Origin of the sequence: Castellaniella sp. MT123, from assembly GCF_039614765.1 — a bacterium.
Classification (GTDB): Bacteria; Pseudomonadota; Gammaproteobacteria; order Burkholderiales; family Burkholderiaceae_B; genus Castellaniella.
The window spans coordinates 3043562-3060437 of record NZ_CP154879.1; the positions used below are offsets into that span (position 1 = coordinate 3043562).

General features: G+C 65.0%; 13 protein-coding genes. 3 read left to right on the plus strand and 10 right to left on the minus strand.

Annotated elements, in window-relative coordinates:
• Positions 1 to 18: 18 nt before the first annotated feature.
• The 10 genes from cydC to ABCV34_RS14425 form a co-directional block, all read right to left on the minus strand.
• Positions 19 to 1746, minus strand: coding sequence for a thiol reductant ABC exporter subunit CydC (gene cydC, locus ABCV34_RS14380; protein ID WP_345796896.1), 1728 nt, complete (start codon positions 1744 to 1746; stop codon positions 19 to 21).
• A 56-nt stretch (positions 1747 to 1802) separates the two neighbouring features.
• Positions 1803 to 3563 carry a thiol reductant ABC exporter subunit CydD gene (gene cydD, locus ABCV34_RS14385; RefSeq protein WP_345796897.1) on the minus strand — a complete coding sequence of 587 codons (1761 nt, stop codon included), beginning with the start codon at positions 3561 to 3563 and terminating at the stop codon, positions 1803 to 1805.
• Positions 3560 to 3688, minus strand: a complete 129-nt coding sequence (gene cydX, locus ABCV34_RS14390; protein ID WP_345796898.1) for a cytochrome bd-I oxidase subunit CydX — start codon at positions 3686 to 3688, stop codon at positions 3560 to 3562. The genes cydD and cydX overlap by 4 nt, the downstream gene beginning before the upstream one ends.
• Before the next feature lie 10 nt (positions 3689 to 3698).
• Complete coding sequence (gene cydB, locus ABCV34_RS14395; protein WP_345796899.1) at positions 3699 to 4856, minus strand: cytochrome d ubiquinol oxidase subunit II; 1158 nt, start codon at positions 4854 to 4856, stop codon at positions 3699 to 3701.
• 13 nt (positions 4857 to 4869) lie between these two features.
• Complete coding sequence (locus ABCV34_RS14400) at positions 4870 to 6447, minus strand: cytochrome ubiquinol oxidase subunit I (protein ID WP_345796900.1); 1578 nt, start codon at positions 6445 to 6447, stop codon at positions 4870 to 4872.
• Positions 6444 to 7007 carry a GbsR/MarR family transcriptional regulator gene (locus ABCV34_RS14405; RefSeq protein ID WP_345798796.1) on the minus strand — a complete coding sequence of 188 codons (564 nt, stop codon included), beginning with the start codon at positions 7005 to 7007 and terminating at the stop codon, positions 6444 to 6446. The genes ABCV34_RS14400 and ABCV34_RS14405 overlap by 4 nt, the downstream gene beginning before the upstream one ends.
• A 156-nt stretch (positions 7008 to 7163) precedes the next feature.
• On the minus strand, positions 7164 to 11096 hold the full coding sequence (locus ABCV34_RS14410; protein ID WP_345796901.1) for an FAD/FMN-binding oxidoreductase: 3933 nt from the start codon (positions 11094 to 11096) through the stop codon (positions 7164 to 7166).
• 109 nt (positions 11097 to 11205) lie between these two features.
• Positions 11206 to 11754 (minus strand): YqaA family protein, encoded by a 549-nt coding sequence (locus tag ABCV34_RS14415; protein WP_345796902.1) that lies wholly within the window; start codon positions 11752 to 11754, stop codon positions 11206 to 11208.
• Between the two features lie 153 nt (positions 11755 to 11907).
• Complete coding sequence (locus ABCV34_RS14420) at positions 11908 to 13158, minus strand: D-amino acid dehydrogenase (RefSeq protein WP_345796903.1); 1251 nt, start codon at positions 13156 to 13158, stop codon at positions 11908 to 11910.
• Positions 13159 to 13264: 106 nt separating this feature from the next.
• Positions 13265 to 14155 carry a LysR substrate-binding domain-containing protein gene (locus ABCV34_RS14425; protein ID WP_345796904.1) on the minus strand — a complete coding sequence of 297 codons (891 nt, stop codon included), beginning with the start codon at positions 14153 to 14155 and terminating at the stop codon, positions 13265 to 13267.
• A 270-nt stretch (positions 14156 to 14425) separates the two neighbouring features.
• Here ABCV34_RS14425 and ABCV34_RS14430 point away from each other — a divergent pair, with 270 nt between their 5' ends.
• The 3 genes from ABCV34_RS14430 (at position 14426) to ABCV34_RS14440 (ending at position 16873) form a co-directional block, all read left to right on the plus strand.
• Complete coding sequence (locus ABCV34_RS14430; RefSeq protein WP_345796905.1) at positions 14426 to 15328, plus strand: amino acid ABC transporter substrate-binding protein; 903 nt, start codon at positions 14426 to 14428, stop codon at positions 15326 to 15328.
• A 103-nt stretch (positions 15329 to 15431) separates the two neighbouring features.
• On the plus strand, positions 15432 to 16172 hold the full coding sequence (locus tag ABCV34_RS14435; protein WP_345796906.1) for an amino acid ABC transporter permease: 741 nt from the start codon (positions 15432 to 15434) through the stop codon (positions 16170 to 16172).
• A gap of 11 nt (positions 16173 to 16183) precedes the next feature.
• The gene (locus tag ABCV34_RS14440; protein WP_345796907.1) at positions 16184 to 16873 is read left to right on the plus strand and encodes an amino acid ABC transporter permease; all 690 of its coding nucleotides are present in this window, start codon (positions 16184 to 16186) and stop codon (positions 16871 to 16873) included.
• Positions 16874 to 16876 lie beyond the last annotated feature (3 nt).

Genomic DNA, 16876 nt, shown 5'->3' on the forward strand with positions numbered 1-16876 from the left:
CTGCCGGATCGTTGCGTGTCAGGCCGGGGTTTGCGGCCTGGATGGCTCACGAGCCTCAGGGCTGCGTTGTCGCCTGTGCTGATCTGGGGCCTCCAGGGAAATGGACTGATCGACGGTGCCGGGCGGCAGGCACGCATGCGTGGCCAGCACGACGGTACGGCCCCGGGTGGCCCGGGGCAGGTCGGCCAGGAATTCCGCCTCCGTGTCGGCGTCCAGACCAGCGGTCGGCTCGTCCAGCAACAGAACGTCCGCAGGCGACAACAGCACTCGTGCCAGGGTCAGCCTGCGTGCCTGTCCGACCGAAAGGCCGGCCCCCGTTTCCCCGATCCAGGTATCCAGGCCGTGCGGCAGGCTGCGGACGAAGCCGCCCAGGCGCGCGGCGTCAAGGGCATGCCACAAGGACCCGTCGTCGGCCTGCGGATCGCCGATCAGCAGGTTGGTCCGGATCGTACCGAGGAACAGCGGCGCATCCTGGGCCAGCAGGGCGATGCGGCGATGCAGGTCGCGCTGGGCGCAGTCGCGCACATCGACTCCGCCGAAGCGGATGCAGCCGGATTGGGGGTCGTCCAGACGCAGCAGCAGGTGAAGCAGGGTGGATTTTCCCGAGCCGCTGGCTCCGGTCAGGGCGGTGCGGCTTCCGGGATGGAAGTCGAGATCGATACCGTCCAGGACCACCCTGTCCGGAGCTTCCGGATAGGCATAGCGCACGCCCCGAACCTGCAGGGCGCCCGCCGATGGCAGCTTGGTGGGCGCCGGCGGATCCTGCAGGTCGGGTTCCGCCCCTGTGATGGCCTCGATGCGCGTCAACGCCGCAAGCGTAGCGCCCATGCGCGCCGCGCCCCGGACGACGGGGCCCGCGGTTTCGAACAGGCCCAGGGTGGCCAACAGCAGCCCAGCCAGCACGGGGGGCTGCATCAGGCCGTGCGCGACGGCATCCAGGCCGGCCCACAGGATGGCCAGCAGGGCTGCACCGGTGGCAGCCTGGATCAGGCCCTGGCCGCTAGCGCTCAGGCTGGCCTGGACGCCGCGGGCACGGGATGCCTGGCGGCAGGTTTCGTCGAAATGCTGGCGGACTGACGCCGAGAGCGCCAGCGCGAGGATGTCCGCATGACCTTCGGCTGCTTCCTGTATCGCTGCCCGCAATTGCGCCGCGCTGTCCTGTACTGCCCGGCCCGGCGCTTTGGTCCGGTATAGCAGGATGGCCGGGACCAGCAGGCAGGCGGCCAGGAAGGCTGTGGCGACGATCCAGGCGGCGGCCGGCAACTGCCAGACCAGACATGCCGTCAGTGCCAGACCCGCCATCAGGGCGCTCAGCAGCGGGGCCATCAGGGACAGGAACAATGTATCCAGCGCGTCGACGTCGGAGGTCAGGCGTGCCACCAGGTCGCCTGCGCGATAGCGTGCGAGCTGGCGCGGCGACAGGCGGGCCAGGGCGAGAAAGATCGTGCCACGCAGTTCCGCGAGCAGGCGCAATGTCGCCGTATGGCCGGCCAGGCGTTCCGCATAGCGGGCGCCGATGCGGATGAATGAGAACCCGCGCACCAGCGCCGAGGGCGCGAACAGGTTGAAGGTCTGGGCCGCGCTCGCCGAAGCGGCCCCGGCCAGGGCCGCGCCGGTCAGGAACCAGCCAGCGACGCCCAGCAGGCCCGCGCCGGCCGCCGCAGTCAGCAGGGCCAGGGCGATGGTGGCGGCCAGGCTTGGCCAATGACGTCGGTAGACCTGGATCAGAAGGCGTCCGCGGCCCATTGGGTGGTCGCTTCGCTGCGCGTCCGTAGACAGCGGCCCGGGTCGGTCCGATGGATTCATGCCGCCGCCTCGATGAGGCCGTTCGTCAGCAGGATGCGGCGGGTCAGTCGTTGAGCGACCGTAGGCGAGTGCGTGACTAGCAGCAGCGTGCGCCCGCGTGCGAAGGACAGAAGACCGTCCAGAACGGCTTTTTGCGTGTCGTCGTCCAGATGCGCAGTGGGCTCGTCGAGCAGGATGAGGCCGGGGTCGCGAAGGTATAGCCGGGCCAGTGCAACGCGCTGCGCCTGTCCGCCGGACAGGCCGTGTCCGCGGGGGTCGATCCTGCTATCCAGGCCTTGCGGCAAATCGCTGACGAATGGCGTCACGCAGGCCCTTCGCGCTGCGTCGGCGATCTCTGCGGGGCTTGCATCGGGACGCCCGAGCCGGATGTTGTCGGCGATCGACCCCTGGAGCAGGAAGGGGCGCTGGCCGATCAGAACGACTTGATCGCGCAGATCCTCCTCTGGCCATTCGGCCAGGAGGCGCCCGCCGAGCCTTAGGGGGCCTTCGGCGGCCTGGAGCCGCGCCAGGACTTCGAGCAAGGTTGTCTTGCCGGCGCCGCTGGCGCCCAGCAGGGCGACGTGCTCGCCCGCCTGGATCGACAACGACAGACCATCCAGGATAGGCCGGGGCCGTTGCGGCAGGCTCAGCCGCAACGGCCCGGCGAGTACGGAGATGCCGGCGTCGCGCGCGAACTGGTGCCGCGCTTCGGGGGGACCGGCTGGCCGCTCCGGCGGGGGCGTGTCGATGGCCGGGAGGCAATCGAAGGATGCTTCGATCTGGGCCACGGCGGCCCGCGCGGCCGCCCGGTCGTGATAGTGGGCGGCGAACTGCCGCAGGGGTGTATAGACCTCCGGTGCCATCAGCAGGCAGAAGAAACCCGCCTGGAGGGACAGGGCCTGTCCGCGCAGATTCAGGTAGCCCAGGTAGCTCAGGCCGATGTAGACGGCGACGCCCGCCACGCCGAGCGCGGCGAAGAATTCCAGCACGGCGGAGGACAGGAATGCGATACGCAGGACGGCCAGGGTGCGGTCGCGCAGCGTATCGCTGGCCTGGGCGACCGCTTCAGCTTCGGCCTGTGCGCGGCCATGCAATTTCAGGGTGGACAGGCCGCGCAACCGGTCGGCAAAGAATCCCGACAGCCGGGCGAAAGTCCGCAGGTGGCGCCGGCTGGCCGCTTCCGCGCCCCAGCCGACCAGGGCCATGAAGAGCGGAATCAGCGGGGCGGTTGTCAGCAGCAGGAGACCGGCGATGAGGTCGACGGGCAAAATGATGAGCGAAAACGCGATCGGTAGCACGACGGCGGCCGCCATGGAAGGCAGGTAGCGGGAAAAATAGCCGTCCAGGGCTTCGGTCTGCTCGACGACCGCGCCCGCCAGTTCGCCGGATGCCCGGCGTCGTGTCCATGAGGGGCCGGCAGCCAGCAAGGTGCGCATCAGTGTCCGGCGGACGGCATGCTTGATGCGTTCGGCCGCACGAGCGCCCGCGCGCTCCGCCATCCAGGCCAGTGCCGCACGGGCCAGGATCAGCGCGGCGATCATGGCAAGCGGCTGCAGCAGGGCGTCGCGGCTGGCCTTCTGGACGAAGCCGGCTTCCAGGACGTGCGCCAACAGCCAGGACTGGAGCACCAGCAGGCCGCCGGCCAGCAGGGGGGCTGTCGAGGCGAGGGCCAGTGGGGCCCGGGCCAGGCGCGCCAGATCCCGCAGCCATCGGGCCTGGTCTGGCGTTGCGGGCTGGAGGATGGCTGGGTCGTATTCCAGGCTGGAGCGATCGTTCACTCGACGTCCGCGGGGTCCACTGACGGCGCGTGCGCATGACCCTCGCGCAGTTCGAACCACATGGCGTTCAGGATGCCGAACGCGCAGGCCAGGCCCAGGCCGAGAATCCATGAAAAATACCACATGTCCGGCTCCTTAATAGGCGTGGGGGGAAGTGCCGATCGATTCCGCCGTGACCTTGCCCCGCATCACGCGGTAGACCCAGGCGGTATAGGCGGTGACGATGGGCAGCAGGATCAGGGTCGCGAGCAGCATGATCCACAGGGTCAGGTGGCTGGATGACGCATCCCAGATGGTCAGTCCCGCCGCCGGCTGGCTCGATGAGGGCAGGATGAAGGGGAACAGTGCGAAGCCTGCCGTCAGGATCACGCCGGCGAACGCGGCCGACGAGGCCAGAAACGCCAGGGGGCCGGCCCGGCCGATGGACATCAGGATGGCCGTGAGCAGCGCCCCGCCCACGCCGGCGGCCGGGGCGAGCCACATCGCGGGCCAGATCGTGAAATTGCGCATCCAACCCCCGGTCTGGAGCGCGACGCTCTTGGCAAGCGGGTTGGAGGGCGCGGAGGGATCGGTGAAGCTGGTGATGGCATGGCCCTGGATACCGTAGGCCACCCAGAAGCCTCCGACCACGAACAACACGATCGACAGCAGAGCTGCCGTCGTGCCCCAGCGGCGTGCCCGGGCTGCTACCATCCCTTCTGTGCGCCAGGCCAGCAGCACGGCACCATGCATGGCCACCAGCGAGACGCCGAGGACGCCTGACAGCAGGGCGAAGGGGGAGAACAGCTGGAAGAATTGGCCCGTATAGACGGGGCGCATGGTATCCGGATCGAAGCTGGAGGGTACGCCCAGGATCACATTGCCCATGGCCACCCCGAACACCAGGGCCGCGATGGTTCCGGAGAAGCATAGCGCGGCATCCCAGTTGCCGCGCCAGCGCGGATTTTCGAGCTTGCTGCGGTACTTGAAGCCGACAGGCCGCAGGATCAGCGCCAGCAAAGCCAGCATCATGGCGAGGTAAAAGCCCGAGAAGGACGCCGCATACAGGAGCGGCCAGGCGGCGAAGATAGCCCCGCCCGCCGTGACCAGCCAGACTTGGTTGCCTTCCCAGACCGGGCCGACGAGGTTCAGCGCCATGCGCCGTTCGATATCGGTACGCGCGACGAGGGGCAGTAGCGCGGCCACGCCCAGATCGAAGCCGTCCATGATCGCGAAGCCGATCAGCAGGGCGCCCAGCAGTGCCCACCAGATCACGCGCAGCGTGCCGTAGTCCAGAGGAATTAAGGTTTCCATTACCATCTCCCGTTCAAGCCTGCAGGGTGATCCGTCCGGGCAAGCCGGAAGCCGCCGGATCCAGGGGGTCGTGCACATCCTGGGGGCCCTTCCGGACGGCAAGCAACATGACTTTCACGCCGATCACCAGCAATGCGGTATATAGCACCAGGAAGACTGCCAGACTGATGGCCAGGTCCGTGATCGTCAGGCCGGAGGCTGCGTAGTAGGTCGGCAGTACGCCTTCGATGACCCAGGGCTGGCGGCCGTATTCGGCCACGAGCCAGCCGCATTCGATGGCCACCCAGGGCAGGGGCAGGCCCCAGAGAGCAGCCTTCAGCAGCCGGGGACTGCCGCCCAGGCGCCCGCGCGAGGCGAGCAGGAAGGCGACGGCGAAGAACAGGATCAGATAGAACCCGACGGCCACCATGACGCGGAATGTCCAGAACAGGGGCGTCACGTTCGGGACGGTGTCGAGCGCGGCCTGGCGGATCTGGTCGTCCGTCGCCTTGGACAGGTCCTGTGTGTAGCGTTTGAGCAGCAGCCCGTAGCCGAGATCGGGCCAGATTTTATCGAAACGCTTGCGGGCGGCCTGGTCGTCCGGGTGGGCGCGGATGTGGCGCAGGGTTTCGTAAGCGTCGATGCCGCTGCGCACGCGGGTCTCGGCCCGCGTGACCAGATCGTTGATGCCCAGCATGGGCGTCGTGAGCGAGCGTGTGCCGATGATGCCCATCACGTAGGGGATCTCCAGGGCGAAATCGTTCTTGCGTTCCGCTTGGTTGGGTATCGCGATGAGGTTGAAGTTGGCTGGCGGCGGCTCGGTCTGCCACATGGATTCTATGGCCGCGATCTTCATTTTCTGATGCTCGGTGGTCAGGTAGCCGCTCTCGTCGCCCAGTACCACTACGGATAGCGAGGCGGCCAGGCCGAAGCTGGCGGCCACGACCATCGATCGCTTGGCCAGGTCGATGTGCCGCTTGCGCAGCAGGTACCAGGCGCTGATCGCCATGACGAACATGGCGCCCGCCGTGTAGCCAGCGCTGACGGTGTGCACGAATTTGGCTTGGGCCACCGGGTTGAACAGCACGGCGGCGAAGTCGGTCATTTCCATGCGCATGGTGTCGGGGTTGAACGCCGCGCCGACTGGATTCTGCATCCAGCCGTTGGCGATCAGGATCCACAGGGCGGACAGGTTCGTGCCCAGTGCGACCAGCCAGGTCACGACGAGGTGGCCAAGTTTCGACAGCCGGTCCCAGCCAAAGAAGAACAGGCCGACAAACGTGGCTTCGAGGAAGAAAGCCATGAGACCTTCGATGGCCAGCGGCGCGCCGAAGATGTCGCCGACATAGTGGCTGTAGTAGGACCAGTTCATGCCGAACTGGAATTCCATTACGATGCCGGTGGCCACGCCGAGCGCGAAATTGATGCCGAACAGCGTGCCCCAGAATATCGTCATGCGCTTCCAGATCGTGCGGCCGGTCATGACGTAGACGCTTTCCATGATCGCCAGCAGGAAGGACAGCCCCAGCGTGAGCGGCACGAACAGGAAGTGGTACATGGCGGTGGCGGCGAACTGGAACCGCGACAGGTTGACGACGTCGAAGTCGATCATGATGGATTCCCCGAGAGTTTGGGACTGCGAAGCTTGCCGGCGAAATCGAGTACTTTCTGGATCCGGGCACCGAGCCGCATCAGGCTTTGCAGGGTTTCCGGCGGCAGGCGCTGGATCTCATCGAACCAGTCGGTGGACAGCTCGATCAGCTCCAGCATGGCCTGCATGCGCTGACGGGCGTGGGCGTCGGCCTCGCTTTTTGGGGCATCGAGGAGCATGTCGCGCAGCAGGCTGAGGGTCGGATCGATCTCCCGTCTGCGTTTTTCTTCCATGAGGACTCGGAAGATTTCCCAGACGTCGCCCAGTGATTCGTAGTAGTCGCGCCGGTCTCCGACCCGATTCGCCTGCCGGATCAGACGCCAAGATTGCAGTTCCTTGAGTCCCATGCTGACGTTGGATCGCGAGAATTTCAGTGTTTCAGCGATTTCATCAGCGTGCAGGGGGTGCGGCGCGATGAACAGCAGGGCGTAAATCTGACCGACAGTCCGGTTCACGCCCCAGCGGCTGCCCATTTCGCCGAAGTGAAGGATAAAGCGCTCGGATTGAGAAGAGAGAAGCATGACGTTTCGTTTGCTTATTTCTGTAATTTCAGTATTTTCTGAAAATTCAAAGCAAAACAAATTTAGATCAATTCTGATCGCTTGCCAATACCCATTTCGAAAATAAGGTTACCGAGCGGCGCCGCACCCGCGAGGCGGTCTGGCCCCGGTGGCCCTCTACACCAGCACCCGCTCGATCCCGCCTGCGTTGGCCGCCTTCACGTAATCCGGCATCCAGTCGTTGCCCAGTAGGTGCTTGGCCATTTCCACCACGATGTAGTCCGCCGATAACCCCGTGTCTTGCTCGTAGCGCGCCAGGCCCTGCAGACAGGACGGGCAGGACGTCACCATTTTCACCTCGCCCTCGAATCCGTCCGCGCGGATCGCGGCGGTGTTCTTTGCCAGTTCTTCCTGTTTGCGAAAGCGGATCTGCGTCGAAATATCGGGACGCGACACCGCCAGCGTGCCCGATTCCCCGCAGCAACGGTCGGTCTTGATGGCGTTGGATTCGCCCAGCAGGGACTTCACCGTCTTCATCGGATCCTGCTGTTTCATCGGCGTGTGACAGGGATCGTGATAGATGTAGCGCACACCTTGCACCCCGGCGATGTCCACGCCCTTTTCCAGCAGATATTCATGGATGTCGATCAGCCGGCAGCCGGGGAAGATTTTGTCGAACTCGTAGCTTTCCAACTGGTCGTAGCAGGTGCCGCAGCTGACCACCACCGTCTTGATGTCCAGGTAGTTCAGCGTCGTGGCCATGCGGTGGAACAGCACCCGGTTGTCGGTCACCATCTGTTCGGCCTTGTCGGCCAGCCCGTTACCCCGCTGAGGGTAGCCGCAGCACAGGTAGCCCGGCGGCAGCACGGTCTGCACGCCCACATGCCACAGCATGGCCTGGGTCGCCAGCCCGACCTGCGAGAACAAGCGTTCCGACCCGCAACCCGGGAAATAGAACACGGCCTCGGTGTCGGGCGCCGTGGTGGCGGGGTTGCGGATGATGGGGACGATGTCCGGGTCTTCGATGTCCAGCAGCTTGCGCGCAGTCTGCTTGGGCAGGCCGCCGGGCATTTTCTTGTTGATGAAGTGGATCACCTGTTCGCGGACCGGCGCCTTGCCCACGGTCGCTGGTGGATGCGCCAGCTGTTTCTTCGCCACCGGCGCCAGCAGGTCATGGGCCAGGCGTTGGGCCTTGTAGCCCATGTCGATCATCGCGGTGCGGGTGGCCTTGATGACGCGCGGATTTTTGGCGTTCAGGAAGAACATGGACGCCGCCGTTCCGGGATTGAAGGACTTTTTGCCCATGCGCCGCAGCAACGCCCGCATGTCCATCGACACGTTGCCGAAGTCGATGTCCACCGGGCAGGGGTTGTAGCATTTGTGGCACAGCGTGCAGTGGTCGCCCACGTCCTCGAATTCCTCCCAGTGGCGGATGCTGACGCCGCGCCGGGTCTGCTCCTCGTACAGGAAGGCTTCGATCAGCAGCGACGTGGCCAGGATCTTGTTGCGCGGCGAATACAGCAGATTGGCGCGCGGCACATGGGTGGCGCACACGGGCTTGCATTTGCCGCAGCGCAGGCAGTCCTTGATCGCGTTGGAGATCGCGCCGATCTCGCTGCGCTGCATGATGAGCGATTCATAGCCCAGCAGGTTGAAGCTGGGCGTCCAGGCGCGCGACAGGTCGGCGCCTGGCATGAGCTTGCCGGCGTTGAAATGGCCGTCGGGGTCGATGCGTCGCTTGTAATCCTGGAACGGACCGAGTTCGGCCTCGGTCAGGAATTCATATTTGGTCAGGCCGATGCCGTGCTCGCCGGAGATCACGCCGTCCAGGCCTCGGGCGATACCCATGATGCGCGCCACGGCGTCATTGGCTTCCTGCAACATCTCGTAGTCGTCGGAATTCACCGGGATGTTGGTGTGGACGTTGCCGTCGCCGGCGTGCATGTGCAGCGCCACGAAGACCCGGCTCTTCAGGATGCGGTCGTGGGTGGCCTGCAGGCCCGCCAGGATGGCGGCGCATTCGGCGCCCGCGAAATGGCGCTCCATCGCGCCGCGGATGTCGTTTTTCCAGGAAATGCGTAAGGTGTGGTCTTGAATCACATCGAGGATGCGCGCATCGGGCTGGGCCGCCAGGCGTTCGCGCAGGGCTGGTTCCAGCGCCGTCAGCCCCAGCGACGACAGCGTGTCCAGGCTGTCGGCCAGCGGTGCGTCCAGGTGACCCAGCAGCCAGGTCCAGCGGCGCTGCACGGCCGACAGGGTTTCCAGCGCGTCGTGGTGCCTGGTGGCCAGGATGGCTTCGCGGGCATGCTCCGCGTCGTCCGGGTCCTCGGCCTTGCCGATGGGCAGGTCGCCGCCCAGGTAGGTTTCCAGCGCGTCGATTAGGCGCAGCTTGTTACGTGTGGACAGCTCGATGTTGATGCGCTCGATCGCGTCGGTGTATTCGCCCATGCGCGGCAGGGGGATGACGACGTCCTCGTTGATCTTGAAGGCGTTGGTGTGTCGTGCGATGGCTGCGGTGCGGGAGCGGTCCAGCCAGAACTTTTTGCGCGCCTCGGGGCTGACCGCAATGAAGCCTTCGCCGTGCCGGGTGTTGGCGATGCGCACGACCTCGCTGGCGGCCATTGCCACCGCGTGTTCGTCGTCACCGACGATGTCGCCGATGAGCACCATTTTCGGCAGGGTGCCGCGTTTGCTTTTGGTGGCGTAGCCAACGGCGCGCAGATAGCGCTCGTCCAGATGTTCCAACCCGGCGAGGATCGCGCCCTGGGCGCGGCCCCGACTATCCAGGTATTGCTTGACCTCGACGATGGACGGCACCGCGTTGCGGGCCTGGCCGAAGAATTCCATGCAGACGGTGCGCGTATGGGTCGGCATGCGGTGCAGGACCCAGCGCGCGGCGGTGATCAGGCCGTCGCAGCCTTCCTTCTGGACGCCCGGCAGGCCGGCTAGAAACTTGTCGGTCACGTCCTTGCCCAGCCCTTCCTTGCGAAAGCGCCGGCCCTCGATGGTGAGGATTTCCGTTTTCAGCAGCGTCTGGCCGGGGCGCCGGGCGCCGTCAAACCATTTCAGTTCGAAGCGCGCCGACTCGACCTCGTGGATCTTTCCGCAGTTGTGGTCCAGGCGGGTGACTTCCAGCCAGTTGCCCTGGGGATCCACCATGCGCCACCAGGCCAGATTGTCCAGCGCCGTGCCCCAGAGCACGGCCTTCTTGCCACCGGCGTTCATGGCGACGTTGCCGCCCACACAGGAGGCATCGGCCGAGGTCGGGTCCACCGCGAAGACGCGCCCGGCGGCCTCCGCCGCCTCGGCGACGCGGCGGGTCACCACGCCAGCGCCTGTCAGGATCGTGTGCACCGGATCTTCGACGCCGGGCAGTGCGATGGCCTCGACCGGGCCGATGGCGTCGAGCTTTTCGGTGTTGATGACGGCCGAGCGCCAGGTCAGCGGGATGGCGCCGCCCGTGTAGCCGGTGCCGCCGCCACGGGGGATGATGGTCAGTCCCAGATGAATGCAGGCCCGCACCAGGGCGGCGATCTCGTCCTCGGTGTCGGGCATCAGCACGACGAAGGGGTATTCCACGCGCCAGTCCGTGGCATCGGTCACGTGCGAGACGCGCGACAAGCCATCGAAGCGGATGTTGTCGCGTTTGGTCAGATGGGACAGCTGCTTCATCGCATCGCGACGCAGGCTGTCCATGGCCACGAAGCTGTCCTCGAAGGCGGCCACGGCGCTGCGTGCCGCAGCCAGCAATTGCTGAACTTTCGCGTCGCGTGTGCCGTGGTCGTCTTCGCGGCGCCGATCGATCTCGGTCAGCCGGTGATTCAAGGCTTCGACGAGCTGGTGGCGACGTTTGGGATTGTCCAGCAGGTCGTCTTGCAGGTAGGGATTGCGCCGCACGACCCAGATATCGCCCAGGACCTCGAAGAGCATCCGCGCGGAGCGGCCCGTGCGTCGCTGGGTCCGCAGTTCGGACAACAGCTGCCAGGCAGGTTCGCCCAGCAGCCTGAGGACGATTTCACGGTCGGACCAGGAGGTGTAGTTGTAGGGGATTTCGCGCAGACGGGGCGCCTGGGCGGGTTCGAGCAGTTCGGGGGCGACGGAGGCGTTCATGGATGCATCGTGGTGCCCCTGTCGGAAGGAGGGGCAATTGCTTAGTTTAAAGGCAAAAGGATGTCGTTCGGAGAAGGGGTGTTCAGGATGCCGCGATCGGCCCGCGGGCCTACAACAGCTGGCTGAGCCAGGGCCAGGCATGCAGCAGTGCCGCCGTCATGGCGATGTAGCGCAGCAGCTTGCCGACGGCCATGTAGACGACGCAGGGCCAGAACGGTAGCCGCAGCCAGCCAGCGACGGCGCACAGCGGGTCGCCGACGACGGGCAGCCAGGACAGCAGCAGGGCCGGGGGGCCGAAGCGGTGGAACCAGCGCGTGGTCAGCGCATGCCAGCGGCCGCCCGCCTGCGTATTGGCGCGCGGGAGGTCCGCCGGCGCATGTCCCCGCCATGCGCGCCAGTGTTCCCAGAGGGTTTCCGCACCCGTGCCCATGGCATAGCTGGTGATGCCACCCAGGGTGTTGCCCACGGTGGCGACCAGCACGGCGGGCCAGAACATATGCGGCGCGATCTGGACATAGGCAAAGACGGCCGGTTCCGACCCCAGCGGCAGCAAAGTGGCCGAGATCAGACTGATGACGAAGATGGCGGGCAGGCCGACGCCTGGCAGGGCCAGTGCGGCGAGCAGGGCATGGATCGAGGATTGCAACCAGATTTCCATGTCGTCAGCAGCGTTTCTCGAATCATAACGACCCGGAGAATACATGACTAACCCGGTCGCATGCCAGTCATGAGAGCGCCTCAGGGGCGTGCCCCGCAGGGCTCGTCGCCGAGCCTGCGAAAGTCCCGAGCATCGGGGTGAGGGCCGGTATTTTCAGCAGGTGGGCTGGAACGGTGCCGGATCGATCGCGGGGGCTGAGCCCGTCATCAAGCTTTCCAGCAGGTGGCTGCTGCCACAGGCCAACGTGAAGCCCAGGGCGCCGTGGCCGATGTTCAGCCACAGATTGGACGCGGCCCGGCTGCGCCCGATGATGGGGCGGCCGTGGGGAGTGGCGGGGCGTTCGCCGGCCCAGGCCTGGGCCGGTTCCATGTCCACCTGCGGCAGCAGTTCCCGGGCCTGTCGCTTGATGAGGGCGATGCGATCGGCTTCGATGCCCTGTCCGGTGATCCCGATGCCGACCATCGCTGCGATGCGCAGGGTCCCATCCAGCTTGGCGTAGACGGTGCGCCGCTCGTAATCGGTCACGCTGATGGCCGGCACCTGCCCGGCGGTGCAGGGCAGGCTCAGGCTGTAGCCCTTCAGGGGATAGAGCGGCGCGCGCGTGCCCAGCGCCGCCAATAGCTGCCGGCTTTCCAGGCCGGCTGCCAGGACGAACTGGTCCGCTTCGATGAGTTCGCCCTGCGTCGTGCGCAGGCTACGAATGCGATTGTCCGACCGCTCCAGTCGCTGGATCGAGGTCCGCATGCGCAGTTCGACCCCCGGCAGGGCCGACAGTCGCTGGAACAGGCCCTGGGTGAACCGGGCGCAGTCGCCCGATTCCTCGCTGGGGGTGTAGACCGCGCCAGCCAGGCGGGCGCGGGCCGGCGCCAGGGCGGGTTCCAGCTCGATCAACTGGTCGGCATCCAGGACCCGCTGTTCAGAGCCCAGCCCGGCCTGCAGTTCGACCTGGGCCCGGGCCTTGTCGAGCAGCGCCGGTGTGCGGTAAGCGATCAGTTTGCCGTTGCGCAGATGGCTGAAGTCGATGGGGTCATCCCGCTGGATCTCGTGCAGTACTTGCCGGCTGAGATAGGACAGCGACAGCAGCTGGGCGGTGGTGGCCGAGGCGGCGCGGGCATTGCAGGCTTGCAGGAACTGCAGGCACCAGCGCCATTGCCGGGGATCGGCACGCAGCTTGAAGCGCAGCGGCGAGCTTGGGCTGAGCAACCAGTGGGGCAGGTCGGGCAGGACGCCAGGACCGGCCAGCGGGGCGACATAGCTGTAGCTGAGCTGGCCGCCGTTGGCGTGGCTGGCGCCGCTGGCCGGTTCGGCGGCGGCATCGACGAGGGTGACTTGCCAGCCTTCGCGGGCCAGTTGCCAGGCCGTGGTGACGCCGATGACTCCAGCGCCGATCACACATGCATGCATTTTTCCGTGTCCATGAGAATCAGATAGGGCAGCGGAAATTGTCGGTCGTGTTCAGGGGTGCTGACAAATACCGATCATGACACCAACCATAACCTGCAGGTATGGATTACCCTGATGGATGGGTTTCGTGCAGCGTGTGGCAGACCTGTTCCAGACAGTCGATGAAATCGCGGTGCAGCAGGCTCAGGGGATCGCTGGCGTGCGCCATGACATGGATCGGGATGGGGATGGGCGGATCCAGGTGGCTGAGGGTCATGCCGGGCTTGAGCATGGCGCGGCCGGTCAGCATGTCGACGATCGCATCCCCGCACCCCGCCTCGACAAGGCTGCAGGCGACGTAGTGCGTCTGGACGATGATGCGGGTGTCGAGCTCGATGCCGGCCTGCCGCAGAGTCTGGTCCATGACCGTGCCGACCTGGTCGCGGGTGTCCAGCGCGATGACGGGCCTGTCGGCCAGCTGCGTCAGCGGCACCGGGTCGGGCGCGGGGGTGAGACTCAGGTAGGCCAGTTCGGTGGCCCCGATCGGAATGCGTCGCAGCCCCGGATGGTCATGGTTGTCAAAGGTGACGATCAGGTCCAGTTCCTGGGCGTGCAGCGCGGCGACCAGATCCGGGCTGTGCAGGGTACTGATCTTGAATGAGGCTTGCGAGCCGGGGTGGAAGCGCTGAATGGCCATGGGCAACAGGCCCAGGCCGATGGCAGGTGCGCAGCCGATACGCAGATGCCCTTGCCGACCCTGACGCAGATTCGCGGCCAGACGCCGCACGTGCGCCAGATCCTGGCCCAGCTGACTGATCTGAGGTGTCAGGATCTCGGCTTCGCGGGTCGGCACCAGGCGGCCTTTGACCCGGTCGAACAGTTTGAAGCCCAGCTGTGCCTCGGCGTGGGCGAGGATTTTGCTGGCAGCCGGCTGCGAGATGTTCAGCAACGCGGCGGCCTGCGTCAGCGAGCCTGCCTGGCGAATGGCCTCGAAGACTTCGATGTGGCGTAACCGCATGGGATACCTGGGGGAAACCCATCAGCCCAGCAGTATAGAGCATAGCCTGTTGTTATGGCAGCCCGTGTAATTGCTATTTGTGGGAATGGGTCGCACTGCGGATAATAAACGAGGATCACGCGGTGGCTGTAACAAAATGCGGCTCGATGGCGTGGTGCGGAGGACGACAAAGTGATTACACTGACGGTCGCTTGCATAACCCCCATGCAGGCCCCGTCCAAGTGAAGAACCACTGGACACATAAAACAGGCTTATCTCACAGGAGGAACCATGAAACTGTTGCCAATTATTCTGGCCACGGCCGTGTCGGTCGCGGGCATGACGGCAGCCCAGGCTGAAACCAGCCGGATGGACAAGATCAAGTCGACCGGGGAATTGACCCTGGGCTACCGCGATTCGTCGATTCCGTTCTCGTATCTGGACGACAACCAGAAGCCCGTCGGCTATTCCATGGACATCTGCTACGGCATCGCGGACGCGCTGAAGAAAGACCTGAAGCTGCCCGATCTGAAAATCAAACTGGTGTCGGTGACTTCCTCCACCCGGATCCCGCTGGTTGCCAACGGCACCGTCGATCTGGCTTGCGGTTCGGCCACCAACAACGAACAGCGCCAGGTCCAGGTCAGCTTCGCGCCGACCACCTTTGTGACGGCGACGCGGTTCACGGCCCTGAAGAGCTCCAAGCTTAACGATCTGAAGGACTTCAAGGGCAAGACCGTGGTGTCCACCTCCGGCACCAGCAACCTGAAATGGCTGACCCAGGTCAATGCCGACGACAAGCTGGGCATGCGCATCATTCCGGCCAAGGACCACTCCGAAGCCTTCCTGACCGTGGCCAGCGGCCGCGCGTCGGCATTCTTCATGGATGACATCCTGCTGGCGGGCCTGGTGGCCAGTTCCCAGAAGCCGGGCGACTGGATGATCAGCCAGAAGGCCTACACGATCGAACCCTACGGCATCATCGAGCCCAAGGGCGACGCGGCGTTCAAGACCGCCGTCGATAACGCGGTCAAGGCCATGATGAAGGACGGCAAGATCGACGCGCTATACAAAAAATGGTTCATGTCGCCAATTCCGCCGAAAAACATCAACCTGAACTGGGCGATGACGCCTGAACTGAAGAAGGTCATCGAACACCCGACCGATTCGCCCAATCCCGCAGACTACAAATAAGTCTTCAGGAAACTACTCGTCAAGTAGCGGCACCTCCCGGGTTTGTGCCAGGGGGGTGCCGTTTGCATCATCGGTATCCGGGCGCACCGCAAAGGATAGATCTATGAATTACCACTGGAACTGGCTGATTTTCTGGGCTGAAGCCCCTGATGGCACCGGGACCTATCTGGATACCCTGATCCGGGGCATGTACTGGACGATTTCCGTCTCCATTCTGGCCTGGGTGATTGCCCTGGTCATCGGGGTCGTGGTCGGTGTTTTGCGTACCAGCCGCATCAGCTGGGTCGAGCGGCTGTGTACCGCTTATGTCGAATTGTTCCGCAACGTCCCGCTGCTGGTGCAGATGTTTCTGTGGTACTTCGTGTTCCCTGAAGTCGTGCCAGGGTCGCTGGGCGACATCATCAAACAGGCCGATCCGGTCTGGAGCACGTTCTGGACCGCCACAGTCTGTCTGGGCCTGTTCACCTCGTCGCGGATCGCCGAGCAGTTTCGCGCCGGCATCACGGCCTTGCCGCGTGGTCAGGCCATGGCGGGTACCGCCGTGGGGCTGACCCGGGTGCAGGTGTACCGTTACCTGTTGCTGCCCATGACCGTGCGCATCATCATGCCGCCGCTGACGTCCGAAGCCCTTAATCTGATCAAGAACTCGTCTGTCGCCTTCACGATCGGTCTGCTCGAAATCACCGGCGCTGCGCGTTCGATGCAGGAATTTTCGTTCCAGATCTTCGAAAGCTTCACGGCGGCGACGATCCTGTATCTGGTCATCAACCTGGTGGTCGTGGTCCTGATGCGCCTGATCGAGAAATGGATCAGCGTGCCCGGGTTCGCGGGTATCAAGCGATAAAGGGGACCATCATGAATGGATTCGATTTCGACGTCATCTGGCGTACGCTGCCCTACGTCCTTGGGACCGGGCTGGCGTTCACCCTGAAACTCACGGTCCTGGCCACGGTGGGTGCCATCATCCTGGGCACCCTGATGGCGATGATGCGGCTTTCTTCGAACCGCGTCATCTCCGGGGTTGCCGGGTTCTACGTGAACCTGATGCGGGCCCTGCCGCTGATCCTGATCATTTTCTGGTTCTATTTTCTGGTGCCGTACGTCATCGGTTGGGTGACTCAGGCGGGCCGGCCCATCGCGGTCGGCGGCTTTACCTCGGCCCTGATCACATTCGTCCTGTTCGAGGCGGCCTATTTCTGCGAGATCATGCGCGCGGGCATCATGTCCGTCCCATTTGGCCAGGCGGGCGCGGGCTATGCCCTGGGCCTGAACTACTGGCAGGTCATGGGGCACGTGGTTCTGCCGCAGGCCTTTCGCAACATGACGCCGGTGCTGCTGACGCAGATGATCGTCCTGTTCCAGGACACATCCCTGGTGTACGTGCTGTCGCTGACGGATTTCCTGGGCGCCGCCAACAACATCGCCCAGCGCGATGGGCGTCTGGTGGAAATGTTCGTTTTCGCAGCCGTTGTCTATTTTCTCATTTCCTATGCCGCGTCCCGTTCGGTCAAGCGGCTCGAGCGCCGCATGGCCATCGCCAGCTAAGGC